The sequence below is a fragment of the Stenotrophomonas indicatrix genome (assembly GCA_041545745.1).
Classification (GTDB): Bacteria; Pseudomonadota; Gammaproteobacteria; order Xanthomonadales; family Xanthomonadaceae; genus Stenotrophomonas; species Stenotrophomonas indicatrix_A.
Genome location: CP168152.1, coordinates 1,864,068 through 1,877,038, shown reverse-complemented (window position 1 = coordinate 1,877,038; position 12,971 = coordinate 1,864,068). Strand labels below are relative to the sequence as shown.

Sequence of the window (12,971 nt, the reverse complement as noted above, 5' to 3'; positions counted from 1 at the left end):
CGCCACCGGCGGGCGCGTGTAGCGAGACCATGAACCAGACCCTTCGTTTTCCTGCCGAATGGGAAGCCCAGAGCGGCGTCCTGATTGCCTGGCCCACCGCCGACACCGACTGGGCCGACCGCCTGGGCCAGGTGGAAGAGACCTACATCGCCCTGGTTGCGGCGATCACCCGCTTCCAGCCGGTGCTGATCTGCGTGGCCGACGATGACGTGGAGACCTACGCCGAGATGCGGTTGCGCTCCAACCGCATCGACATGGACAAGGTCCACTTCACCACCGCCGCGTACGACGATACCTGGCTGCGTGATTCGGGCCCGATCACCCTGCGTCGCGCCGATGGCGGCTTCCAGCTGCTGGACTTCCGCTTCACCGGCTGGGGCGGCAAGTTCGATGCCACGCTCGATGACCAGCTGGTCGGCGTGCTCGACCAGGCCGGCGTGTTCAACGACGCGACGGTGCGCAGCATTCCGTTCGCACTGGAAGGCGGCGGCATCGAGACCGATGGTGAAGGCACCCTGCTGACCACCTGGAAGTGCCTGCACGAGCGCCATCCCGACCGTGACCGCGACAGCCTGAGCGCCGACCTGGCGAACTGGCTGCAGCAGGAACGCGTGCTGTGGCTGGATCATGGCTACCTGGAAGGCGACGACACCGATGCCCATATCGACACCCTCGCCCGCTTCGCCTCGGCCGACAGCATCGTCTACCAGGCCTGCGACGACGCCAGCGATTCGCACTACGCCGAACTGCAGGCGATGGGTGCCGAGCTGGCCGCACTGCGCACGCGTGACGGCCAGCCGTACCGGCTGTTCCCGTTGCCGTGGGCAAAGCCGGTGATCGATGAAGGCCGCCGCCTGGCTGCTTCGTACGCCAATTACCTGATCGTCAACGGCGCGGTGCTGATGCCGGCCTATGGCGACGCGGCCGACGACCTGGCCCGTGATGTGCTGGCGCAGGCCCACCCGGACCGCGAGATCGTGCAGGTGCCCTGCCGCTCGCTGATCTGGCAGAACGGCAGCCTGCACTGCATCACCATGCAGCTGCCGGCAGGGCTGTTGAAGGCATAAAGCCACGCGGTAGCGCCGGGCCATGCCCGGCGAGCGCAGCGGCATCTGGAAAATCCGCCGGGCATGGCCCGGCGCTACCGGTTGCGTGCACCATTCAGCAGCCAACACGCTGTCGTGGCGCATCCGCGTTAACATGCGGGTTTTCCCCCGCAGGATCGCCCCGCATGAACTCGCGCAGCCCCCTTACCGTCGCCCTGATCCAGGAGCGCAACCACGGTGATGCCGCCGCCAACCTGGCGGTGATCGAAGCGCGTGTTGCCGACGCTGCGGCACAGGGCGCGAAGCTGGTGCTGCTGCAGGAACTGCACAACGGTCCCTACTTCTGCCAGCACGAATCGGTCGATGAATTCGACCTGGCCGAGCCGATTCCGGGCCCAAGCACCGAGCGCCTGGGCGCGCTGGCGAAGAAGCACGGCGTGGTGCTGGTCGGCTCGCTGTTCGAGCGCCGCGCTGCCGGCCTGTACCACAACACCGCCGTGGTCTTCGAAAAAGACGGCACGTTGCTGGGCAAGTACCGCAAGATGCACATTCCGGACGACCCGGGTTTCTACGAGAAGTTCTACTTCACCCCGGGCGACATCGGCTTCAAGCCGATCGACACCTCGGTGGGCCGCCTTGGCGTGCTGGTGTGCTGGGACCAGTGGTACCCGGAAGCGGCGCGTCTGATGGCGCTGGCCGGTGCTGAGCTGCTGCTCTACCCCACCGCGATCGGCTGGGACCCGGATGACGTGCAGGACGAGAAGACCCGTCAGCGCGACGCCTGGGTACTGAGCCACCGCGGCCATGCCGTGGCCAACGGCGTGCCGGTGCTCAGCTGCAACCGCGTGGGCCATGAAGCGTCACCGCTGGGCGCCTCGGGCATCCAGTTCTGGGGCAACAGCCACGTGCTGGGCCCGCAGGGCGAGTTCCTGGCCGAGGCCGGCACCGAGGCGACCATCCTGATGTGCGAAGTTGATCTGCAGCGCAGCGAGCATGTGCGCCGCATCTGGCCGTTCCTGCGCGATCGTCGCATCGACGCCTACGGCGACCTGCTCAAGCGCTACATCGACTGACCCGGAGCCCGCGCATGGCCGTACTCATCCGTGATGCCGGCCCTGCCGACATCGCTGCGATCACCGCGATCTACGCGGTGGAAGTGACCGACTTCGTCAACACCTACGAGTACGACATTCCCGACCAGGCCGAGATGCTGCGCCGCATGCGCGACATCATCGACCGCGGCTTTCCCTACCTGGTGGCCGAGGTCGACGGCCAGGTTGCCGGCTATGCGTATGCCAACACCTACCGCACGCGCATCGCCTACCAGTGGACCGTTGAGAACTCGGTCTATGTCGATGCCCGTTTCCAGGGCCGTGGCGTCGGCACCAGCCTGCTGCAGGCATTGATCGATGCCTGCACCGCGCGCGGCCATCGACAGATGGTGGCGGTGATCGGCGAGCCGACCAACACTGCCTCCATCAAGCTGCACGAACGCTTCGGTTTCCAGCTGGTGGGCGTGTTCCGTGGCCTCGGTCGCAAGCACGGCCGCTGGCTGGACACCGTACAGATGCAGCGCGCGCTCGGCGATGGCGCCGATTCCGCTCCTTCCAATGAATGATTCCATGACTGAAACCCTTCCCGAAACCGGCGACGATCTGTTTGCCGGCCAGCCCGTACGCGTCGTCGAACGCGATGGCGTGCGCTACACCCTGCTGGGCACCGCCCATGTTTCCCATGCCAGCGTCGAGGCGGTGGAGAAAGCCATCGACAGTGGACGTTTCGATGCGGTGGCGGTCGAGCTGGACCCGCAGCGCCTGCAGGCGCTGAGTGATCCGGACACGCTGGCCAAACTGGACCTGGTGGAAGTGATCCGCAAGGGCCGCGTCGCGTTGTTCGCGGCCAACCTCGCGCTGTCGGCCTACCAGCGCCGACTGGCCGAACAGCTCGGCATCGAGCCGGGCGCCGAACTGAAGCGAGCAGTGGACCTGGCGCGCGAGCGCAACCTGCCGGTGCACCTGATCGACCGCGAAGTCGGCCTGACGTTCCGTCGCGCCTCGCAACGACTGGGCTTCTTCGGCAAGCTGAAGCTGGTGGCCGGGCTCGGCGCCGGCCTGTTCTCGTCCGAGGATGTCGGCGAAGACGAGATCGAGAAGCTGAAGCAGGGTGACATGCTGGAATCGAGCTTCGGCGAGTTCGCCAGCGAGAACCCGGCCCTGTACGAAACGATCATCGGTGAGCGCGACCGCTACATGGCCACGCGCCTGCGCGAAGCGCATGATCCGCAGCAGCGCGAAGTGCTGGCGGTGGTCGGCGCCGGCCATCTGGCCGGCCTGGCGCGTTACCTGGAAACCGATACCGAGGCGCCTGCGCCGTTGCGCGAGCAGCTGGAAGCGGTGCCGAAGAAGCGCAACATCCCGTGGTTCACCCTGGCGATCCTCGCCATCGTGGCCACCGGCATCGGTGTTGGCTTCTATCGTGGTGGACTGGGCGTGGGCACCGAGCTGCTGGCGACCTGGGCGATGTATACCGGCGGCCTGGCTGGTCTGGGCTGCCTGGTGGCCGGCAGCCATCCGCTGAGCATCCTCACCGCGATCGTGGTGGCGCCGTTCAAGCCGTTCCGCCTGAGCATCCCCACCGGTGCGTTCGCGGCCCTGGTGGAGGCGCGCCTGCGCAAGCCAACCTACGAGGATTTCCTCAAGCTGCGTGACGATGCGCAGTCGTTGAAAGGCTGGTACCGCAACCGTGTTACCCGCGTGGTGCTGACCTTCATGCTGACCAACCTGGGCAGCATGCTGGGCCTGTGGCTGACCGCCGGCAAGGTGTGGAGCAAGGTGGCGAGCTGATCGCGCTGCCTCGCCGGGCATGACCCGGCGCTACCGGTAGCTGCCAACCTTGGTTGGCACGACATTTACACGCTACGGCGATGAAAAAAAGGGGGAGACCGCCCCACTACGACCGGTCTCCCCCCACCACAAACACGTTGTGTTGTGCATTACAGCCGGGCAGCGCCCGGCTCTACCCTCTCCAGCCCGCGGGCGCGTTGGATCAGGCGCACCACCGCATTGCGCAGGTCATCGAGCACCGCGTAGATGGTCGGCAGGAACAACAGGCTGACCACGGTCGAGAAGGCCAGGCCACCGGCAATCGCACGCGCCATCGGCGAGTACTCCGGCCCATTGCCGAACATCTGCGTGTCGGTCAGCGAGATCGGCACCATCGCCAGGATCGCCGTGCCCATGGTCATCATGATCGGGCGCAGACGCTCGCGTGAGCCCTCCACCAGCGCCTGGGTACGGCCCATCCCGCCCCGGCGCAGATTGTTGATGTGCTCGATCATCACGATGCCGTTGTTCACCACCACGCCCATCAGCACCAGAATGCCGATGAAGGACATGATCCCGAACGAGGTGCCGGTGATCCAGAACAGCCAGAACACGCCGAAGATCGAGAACAGCACACCGCTCATGATCGCCGCCGGGAACAGCAGCGATTCGAACACCGCGGCCATCACCACGTAGATCATCACCAGCGCGATCAGCAGGTTGAACACCATCTGCTGCATCGCCTCGTTGTCATCGCCGTAGTCGCCACCGTCGAAGGTGAAGCCGTAGCCGGCCGGGAAGTTCATCGGCTTGAGCACTGCTTCCATGGCCTTGCGACCGTCCGGCGCGGTGATCTTCTCGGCCAGGTTGGCCTTGATGGTCAGCGTGGTCTGGCGGTTGGTGCGGCCGATCTGGGTCGCCGATGAACCCACATCGATGCTGACCAGACTCAGCAGCGGCACGCTGCGGCCATCGCCGGTGCGCACGCTGAAACCCGCAAGGTCTTCGGGGCTGCTCTGTTCGGCGCCGGCGAAGCGCACCCACACCGGCACTTCGTTGTCACCACGACGGAACTCGCGCATCGGCGCGCCACGCAGCGCCAGGCCGACGAAGCTGGCCACCTGCTCGGCATTGAATCCGAAGGCCGCTGCGCGCTCGCGGTCGACGTGCACTTTCAGCTCGCCGCCCTTCTCGCCATTGTCGATACGCACATCGCGCAGCTCGGCCCGCTGCGCCAGCAGCGGCAGCACTTCCTGGCCGATCTCCTGCAGCATCGCGCTGGAGTCGCCGACCAGCTGCACCTGCACACCCTGGTTGCCGCCACCGCCGCCGCCATCACCGCCCTGGTTGCCGACGAAGTAGTCGGTACGCGCAGACTTCGGCAGGCCCTTGCGCACCTCTTCCTGCAGCGCCTTGATGTCCTTGGCGTACTTCTCGTCCAAGGTGACCACGGTCGAGCTGCCTTCCTGTTCGCTGTACCAGGAGTAGACCTGCTGCACGTGCAGGCGCTCGCGGTTCTCCTCGACCCAGGCTTCGACGCGGGCCACTTCCTCCGACATCTGCCGGTAGGTGTAGGCGCCCTTCCACATGTAGCCGATGAAGATGTCCTTGCCGCCGTCGCCGCCGAACATGTCGATCTTGGTCAGTTTCATCGGCACCAGGCTGACCAGCACCACCAGCAGGATGCCCAGCAGGCTCCAGCCACGATGGCGCAGTGACCAGTCCAGCAGCTGCGCGTACCGACGCTGCAGGCGCGCGATCACGCCGGTCTGCGAATGCACCAGCTTCGGTGTGGCCATGCGTGCGGACAGCATCGGAATCAGGCTGACCGCCACCAGCCAGGAGGCCAGCAGCGAGACCGAGATGGTGATCGCGATCTGCGCCATGAAGATGCTGATGTTGTTGGTTTCGCCGAACAGGTTGGGTACGAACACGATGCAGTGGCACAAGGTGCCGGCGCTGAGCGCGATGGCAACGTTGCGGGTGCCGATGATCGAGGCCAGGCGTGGCTGGTCCGGCAGTCGCTCGCGTTCCTGGTAGATGCTCTCGACCACCACCACGGCGTTGTCGACCAGCATGCCCACCGCCAGCAGCAGGCCCATCATGGTCAGGATGTTGAGCGTGACGCCAGCGAAGTACATGAAACCGAGGGTGATGGTGAAACAGATCGGAATGGCCAGGGTCACCATCAGCGTGGATGGCCAGTGGCGCAGGAAGAAGAACAGCACCGTCACCGACAGGATCAGGCCGACGCCACCGGCCTCGGCCAACTCAAGCAGGGACGAAGTCACCGCCTTGCCCTGGTTGTCGATCACCTTGATCTGCACGTCGCGCATCGAGTCCTGCGCGCGGATCGCTTCAACCTCGGCAAGCGCGCCGCGTGAGACGTCCACCAGGTTGGCGCTGCGTTCCTTGTAGATGTCCAGGCCGACGGCAGGATTGCCATCCAGGCGGCGGCCGTAGCTCATCCGTGCCGGCTTCAGCCGCACGTCGGCAATGTCACCCAGGCGCAGTCCCTTGGCATTGATGACCAGATCACGCATTTCCTGCAGGTCGGTGATCTCACCCACCGGCTGCACGCGCACGCGCTGGCCGTTGTCGTCGATCTGCCCGGCCGAGATCGAGAAGTTCAGCGTGCGCAGGCGATCACTCAGCTCGTTGATGCTCAGGCCGTGTGCGTTCAGGCGGTTCGGATCGATCGCGATCTCCACCTCATTCGGCGGCGCGCCGGTGATCTCGACCCGGGCCACACCCGGAATCCGCTCGATACGCCGTTTGAATTCGCGGTCGAGCATGTCATAGGCAGTGGTCAGGTCGGTGGTGCTGGCCAGGCGCACCTTCAGCACTGGCTGGTCGCTGCTGGACCACTTGAACACGTTGTAGCGCTGCACGTCGTCAGGCAGATCGCTGCGGATCGCATCGATGCGCTCGCGTGCGTCGGAAGCGGCGATGGCGATATCGCGATCCCAGTCGCTGAACTCGATGAAGATCGACGCGGCTTCCGACGTCGCCGAGGAGCGCATGCGCTTGATGCCGGTCATCGTCGCCAACGACTCTTCCACCGGGCGGATGATGGTCCGCTCGACTTCTTCCGGGGTGGAGCCGGTATACGGAATCTGCACGAACAGGAACGGTGCGGAGATGTCCGGCAGCGCTTCCAGTGGCAGCCGGAACGAGGCAATCAGTCCGACCACCACCAACGACACGAAACACATGATGGTGGTGACTGGCCGGCGGATGGAGAACTCGGCAATGCTCATGCCGGTTCCTCCCCACCCGCGCTGCGGCCCGCAGCGTGCAGGCCCTCACCAGCATGCTTGCGGCCACGTTCGCGGTAATAGGCATCACCGCGGCGGTCCATCAGGTCGTACACCACCGGGATCACCAGCAGGGTCAGCAGGGTCGACACCAGCAGGCCGCCGATCACGGTGATCGCCATCGGTGCACGCACCTCGGCGCCCTCGCCCATCGCCACCGCCAGCGGCAGGAAGCCGAACAGCGTGCACAGGGTGGTCATGATGATCGGCCGCAGGCGCGAGCGTGCGCCTTCCACCAGCGCCTCGTGCTTGGCCACGCCGGCCTCGCGCAGCTGGTTGACCTTGTCGATCAGGATGATCGCGTTCTTTGTGACCAGGCCGACCAGCAGGATCAGGCCGATGAACACCACCACCGAGATCGGCTTGCCGGTCAGCATCAACGCCAGGATCGCGCCGACCAGCGCCAGCGGGATGGTGAACAGGATCACGAACGGATGCAGCAGCGACTCGAACTGCGACGCCATCACCAGGTAGACCAGGAAGATCGCCAGGCCGAAGGCGAAGATCAGCGACTTCGCTGCCTGAGCCAGTTCTTCGCCCTGGCCGCCGATGTGCAGGCCCACGCCAGCGCCCAGCGGCTGTTCGGACACCATCTGCTGTACTTCGCGCATGGCCGCGCCAAGGTCGATGTCGCGCAGGTTGGCCGAGACCACGGCAACCCGGGTCTGGTCGGCGCGATGGATCTCGCTGGGGCCGGTGGTGGCCACCACGTCGGCCACTGCGTCCAGCGTGACCGGACGGGTGCTGCCCGGATTGACGATCAAGCGGCGGATGCTCTCCACGCTGGCACGATCGGTTTCCTGCGCGCGCACCAGCACATCAATCTTGCGGTCACGGAAGCTGTAGCGGGTGGCCACATCGCCGCGCACCTTCTTCACCACCACATCGGCGATCTGCCGCGTGGTCAGGCCCAGTGCACCGGCACGCTCCTGGTCGAAGCGGATCTGGATTTCCGGGAAGCCCTCTTCCACGGTGGATTTGACGTCGGCGTAGTGCGCGTTGCCGCGCAGCAGCGCCGCCAGGCGCTGGCCCGCCACTTCCAGGGTGGCCATGTCCTGCCCGCGCAGTTCGATCTCCAGCGGCGTGGAGAAGCTGAACAATGCCGGCCGCGCGAAGTCGACCTGCGCACCCGGATGCTGGCCCATGGTGTCGCGCAGGCGTTCGGTGATCTCCGCTTCGATCTGCGGGTTGCCGCCACCTTCCATCACGATGGTCAGCTTGCCGATGTTCTCGCCACTTTCGGTCGGGCTGGCATCCAGGCGAGTACCGCTGCCGCTGACGCCGTACAGCGATGCCACGCCCTCGCCCTTGCCGTGTGCCAGCTGCAGCTCGCGCACCAGTGCGTCGGTCTGCTTCAGCGGCGTGCCGGCCGGCAGCTTGACCGTCATTTCGAAACGGTCCTGCGCCAGCTGCGGGATCAGGTCGGCACCGAGCATCGGCACCAGCGCCATCGTGCCGACGAACGCCAGTGCAGCCAGGCCCAGCACCTTGCCGGGATGGGCCAACGCACCTGGCAGCAGCCGCAGGTAGCCGCGCTCGGCACCGGCGTACGGCTTCATGGCGACGTCGCTGGCCTTGCGCATCACCGGGCCGACCACCGCAGCGACGCCGCGACAGATGCGCACCACCAACCATGCAAGTGCGTAGAAACCCCAGCGCATCGTTGCCATCACACCACGACGGCCGAGCGCGACCGGCTTCTGCCAGCGGCTCTGCGGCTGCCACGGCTCGGCCGCGGCTTCTTCCGGGAATGCCAGCGGCGGCCGGCCCTTCAGCGAGCTCAGCATCGGGATCAGGGTCATCGACACCAGCAACGAGATCGCGATGGCGATGGCCACGGTCAGCGCCTGGTCGCGGAACAGCTGGCCGGCGATGCCGTCGACGAACACCAGCGGCAGGAACACCGCGATGGTGGTCAGGGTGGAAGCAACCACCGCCATGCTCACTTCGCGGGTGCCGGCGATGGCCGCCTGCAGGATGCCCAGGCCGCGCTCGCGCGCCTTGGCGATGCTCTCCAGCACCACGATCGAGTCATCCACCACCAGGCCCGTGGCCAGTGCCAGGCCGCCCAGCGACATCACGTTCAAGCTCAGGCCGAGCTGGCCCATGAAGAAGAACGTGGCGATGATCGAGACCGGCAACGACAGGCTGATCACGAACGTGCTCCAGCCGTCGCGCAGGAACAGGAAGATGATCAGGATCGCCAGCAGGCCGCCGATCACCGCGTCCTTCTTGACGTCAGCGATGGCGTGCTCGATGAAGCGCGACTGGTCTTCGATGGTGGTCAGTTCGGCATCGGCCGGGAACGTTGCCTTGATCTGCTCCAGACGCTTGCGCAGCGCTTCGGCGGTGGCAACGGTATTGGCGTCGCCTTCCTTGTAGATCGCCAGTTCGACCGATTCCTTGCCGCCCAGGCGGATGACCGCTTCGCGCTCCTTGTAGCCCTGGCGCACGGTGGCCACGTCCTTCAGGCGCACCGGCACACCGTTGGCGACCACGCTGGAGCCGCCGCCGGACGAAGCGCTCTGCGCAGCGGAAGCTGCGGCGACGGCCGCAGCCGAACCTGTCGAGGCCGCGATGTTGAACATCTGCTGCAGCGCCGAGTCGGCCGCGCTGCCGTTGGCGGACTGGGTGGTGACCAGCAGGTTGCGGATCTCTTCCAGATCAGCGAACTGGTTGACGGTACGCACCAGGAAGCGCTGCGAGCCCTCCTCCAGACGGCCGCCGGAAATATTGATGTTCTCTTCCTTCAACCGCTTGATGACGGTGTCGATCGGCAGGTTGAGCTGGGCCAGTTTCTGCTGGTCGATGTCGACCTGGATCTCGTCTTCCAAGCCACCGCCGACCTTGACCGCCGCCACGCCGGTAACCGGCTCCAGCTTCTTTTTCAGGTCTTCATCGGCATAACGGCGCAGACCGGTCAGTTCACGGACCGCTTCTTCGTCGGTCGCAGGCGCGGCCTTGGTCGACAGCACCAGGCGCATGATCGGCTCGGTGGAGGGATTGAAGCGCAGCAGCACCGGAGCCTTGGCTTCCAGTGGCAGGTTCAGCGCCTCCATCTTGTCGCGCACTTCCAGACTGGCCTGGTCCATGTTGGTGCCCCAGGCGAACTCGAGCACCACATCACTCTGGCCGGTGCGCGACACCGACTTCAGCTTGCGCAGGTTCTTGACCACGCCGACGGCTTCTTCAACCGGCTGGGTGATCAGGGTTTCGATTTCAGTCGGCGCCGCACCGGTGTACTCGGTGCGCACGGTCAGCGTCGGATAGCTCAGGTCCGGCAGCAGGTTGACCTTGAGGTTGCCCAGCGCGATCAGGCCGAACAGCAGCAGGGTGACCGTGCACATGGCGATGGTGACGCGGCGGCGGGTGGCGAACTCCACCAGGCCGCCACGCATGCCTGCGGCGGCGCCGTCGCTCCCTGGCGAGGCACCGTGGTCGTGGCCGGGCGCGGTCATTGCGTGCTCCCGGCCTTCTCTGCCGGCTTGGCCGAGGTGGCTACCGTCTTTGCCTTGGTCTTCGGATCGGCGATCACCTGCACTGCCGTGCCATCGCGCAGGGCGACCTTGCCGGCGGTGACGATCTGGTCGCCCGCCGCCAGTCCCTCACGGATTTCCACCCACGGCCCTTCGGCGTAGCCGAGCTTGACCGGCACCCGCGCGACCTTGCCCCCGCGCACCCGGAACACCGCCGGCTCACCATCGTCCAGCAGCGCCAGGCGCGGCACCACCAGCGCATCGGCACGCTGGTCGTAGTCGATGCGGATGCGGCCGAACATGCCAGGCTGCAGCGACTGCGCAGCGCCATCGAAAGCACTGACCACACGGAAGGTGCCGCTGCCCGAATCCACCACCGGCGCGATGCGGTCGACGACACCGGTGAAGGTCTGGCCCGGCAGCGCATCGGCCGACAACGTGACCGGCTGGCCTGCGCGCAGCGTCGCCAGCTCGCGCTCGGGTACGTTGAGGGTGGCTTCCAGCCGCGAGTTGTCGACGATGCGGAAGATCGGCGTGTTGATCTGCACGAAGTTGCCGGTCTTGATCGAACGCGAGGCGATCACGCCGGAAATCGGTGCGACCACGGTCGTATACGACAGTTCCAGCGTGGCCAGGCGGTACTGCGCGCGGATGTTTTCCAGGTCGTAGCGCAACTGGTCGACGCTGGCCGCACTGACCAGCTGCTGGCCGACCAGCTTCTGTGCACGCTGATAGTCGTTTTCCAGCTTGCGCATCTGCGCTTCGCTCTGGGCAACGGCCAAGCGCGCGCGGTCCGGATCCAGCCGCACCAGAGGCTGCCCGGCGCTGACCCGCTGCCCTTCCTCGACCAGCACCGCCAACGCGACGCCCGAGGTCTTGGCGACCACCTGCGATTCGGCGCGCGGCTCCAGTGCTGCGGTTCCGGTGTAGCTGGCGGCCACTGCGCGATGGCTGGCCACGGCCACTTCCACCGGCACCGCGTCGACCTTCTTCTCGTCCTTGGTCTCGGCCGCCTTGGCCTCGTTGTTGGGCCCAGCGGCGCAACCGCTCAGCAGCAGTGAGGTGGAGAGCAGCAGCGCGGCAGCGCAGAGTCCGCTGCGGGGGCCGGGCAGGAAGGTTTGGTGCGACATCGTCAGATCCCTGGAGGATGCGTGGGCAGGTGTGGTAGCAAAGTAATGCACCACTTCACGGCAACACCATATCCCAAAGGTCATGGTGCCTTCACGCCGCCGGTCGGGCCGACCCCATTTCAGCTAGATGAAACCTGAGGCTATACTCGGGTTGTTCCGTACCCCACGCCGGAACGACCAGACCCGAATCCCCGGAAAAGACACCATGCGCCCGCAGCCGCTCGCCGCTTGTCTCGCTCTGGCCGTCCTCCTGCCCCTCGGGGCCGCCGCACAGCCCGCTCCTGCTTCTGCTCCTGCAGCACCCGCCCCGGCACCGGCTACGGCCCCTGTGCCGGCGGCTGCCACGCCCACCGGCAGTTTCGACAATGGCCGTGTGCTGGCCTATACCTGCCAGGGGTGCCACGGCATCACCGGTTACAAGAACGCCTACCCCAGTTACCGGGTACCGAAGATCGGTGGCCAGACCCAGCAGTACCTGACCCAGGCCCTGACCGAGTACCGCCAGGGCAAGCGCCGGCATCCCACGATGCAGGCACAGTCGATGAGTTTCAGCGAACAGGAGATCGCCGATCTCGCTGTTTACCTGTCCACCGTCAAGTAAGGCCCGCCCATGTCGAAAGCCGCGCATCCACTGCGTCACGCCATCGCCCTGTCCGTCGCCCTGCTGCTGGCGGCCTGCTCGCAGTCACAGGTGGAGAACAGCGAGAAATCCGCCGGCGATCCCGGCCATGCCAGCGGCGAGCACGGATCGTCTTCATCCGCTGGCCTGCCTGCCGGGCGTGAAGCCGCCGGTGAGGCGCGCGCCAAGGTCAAGAGCAAGGCCACCAGCCAGAGCTGCATCGATTGCCACGGTGCCGACGGCAATGCGCCGATCGATCCGACTTACCCGAAGCTGGGTGGGCAGTACGGCGATTACCTGGCGCATGCGCTGCAGGCCTATCGTGCCGGTGACCGTCAGCATGCGTTGATGACACCGCAGGCGAAAGACCTGAGCGATCAGGATATTGCCGATCTGGCCGCGTACTTCGGCAGCCGCACGAGCCAGCTGCGGGATCTGCACGGGGTCAAATGACCGCCGGCCGCCGGTGGGTGCGGACCGTTGGTCCGCACGGATCATGGGCGTTACTTTTCTTTGCGCGCAAAGAAAAGCAACCAAAAGAAGCGCTCCGCCATCCGCGAG

Annotated in this window: 9 protein-coding genes; 6 read left to right on the top strand and 3 right to left on the bottom strand. The window is 66.0% G+C overall.

What is annotated here, in order from left to right; translation table 11 throughout:
- The first annotated feature begins 29 nt into the window (after positions 1 to 29).
- The 4 genes from ACEF39_RS08730 (at position 30) to ACEF39_RS08715 (ending at position 3,889) form a co-directional block, all read left to right on the top strand.
- A complete protein-coding gene (locus ACEF39_RS08730; protein ID WP_500287649.1) occupies positions 30 to 1,067 on the top strand; it encodes an agmatine deiminase family protein in 1,038 nt (345 codons plus the stop codon).
- Positions 1,068 to 1,231: 164 nt separating this feature from the next.
- A complete protein-coding gene (locus ACEF39_RS08725; RefSeq protein WP_099821258.1) occupies positions 1,232 to 2,119 on the top strand; it encodes a carbon-nitrogen hydrolase in 888 nt (295 codons plus the stop codon).
- 14 nt (positions 2,120 to 2,133) lie between these two features.
- Positions 2,134 to 2,664 (top strand): GNAT family N-acetyltransferase, encoded by a 531-nt coding sequence (locus ACEF39_RS08720; RefSeq protein ID WP_099821257.1) that lies wholly within the window; start codon positions 2,134 to 2,136, stop codon positions 2,662 to 2,664.
- A gap of 4 nt (positions 2,665 to 2,668) precedes the next feature.
- A complete protein-coding gene (locus tag ACEF39_RS08715) occupies positions 2,669 to 3,889 on the top strand; it encodes a TraB/GumN family protein (RefSeq protein ID WP_025875050.1) in 1,221 nt (406 codons plus the stop codon).
- A 149-nt stretch (positions 3,890 to 4,038) separates the two neighbouring features.
- Here the strand turns inward: ACEF39_RS08715 and ACEF39_RS08710 are convergent, their stop codons facing one another.
- From ACEF39_RS08710 to ACEF39_RS08700, 3 genes are read right to left on the bottom strand one after another with little or no spacing between them, the layout of a single operon-like run.
- The gene (locus ACEF39_RS08710) at positions 4,039 to 7,128 is read right to left on the bottom strand and encodes an efflux RND transporter permease subunit (protein WP_500287648.1); all 3,090 of its coding nucleotides are present in this window, start codon (positions 7,126 to 7,128) and stop codon (positions 4,039 to 4,041) included.
- Positions 7,125 to 10,643 (bottom strand): efflux RND transporter permease subunit, encoded by a 3,519-nt coding sequence (locus tag ACEF39_RS08705; RefSeq protein ID WP_500287647.1) that lies wholly within the window; start codon positions 10,641 to 10,643, stop codon positions 7,125 to 7,127. Before ACEF39_RS08705 ends, ACEF39_RS08710 begins: the two co-directional genes overlap by 4 nt.
- On the bottom strand, positions 10,640 to 11,791 hold the full coding sequence (locus tag ACEF39_RS08700; RefSeq protein ID WP_500287646.1) for an efflux RND transporter periplasmic adaptor subunit: 1,152 nt from the start codon (positions 11,789 to 11,791) through the stop codon (positions 10,640 to 10,642). Before ACEF39_RS08700 ends, ACEF39_RS08705 begins: the two co-directional genes overlap by 4 nt.
- A 205-nt stretch (positions 11,792 to 11,996) precedes the next feature.
- Between ACEF39_RS08700 and ACEF39_RS08695 the strand changes: the two genes are divergently transcribed.
- Together ACEF39_RS08695 and ACEF39_RS08690 are read left to right on the top strand one after the other, a co-directional pair.
- Positions 11,997 to 12,392: a c-type cytochrome gene (locus ACEF39_RS08695; protein WP_089240512.1), complete on the top strand. Its 396-nt coding sequence runs from the start codon at positions 11,997 to 11,999 to the stop codon at positions 12,390 to 12,392.
- A gap of 9 nt (positions 12,393 to 12,401) precedes the next feature.
- On the top strand, positions 12,402 to 12,863 hold the full coding sequence (locus ACEF39_RS08690) for a c-type cytochrome (protein WP_099821251.1): 462 nt from the start codon (positions 12,402 to 12,404) through the stop codon (positions 12,861 to 12,863).
- Positions 12,864 to 12,971: the final 108 nt, after the last annotated feature.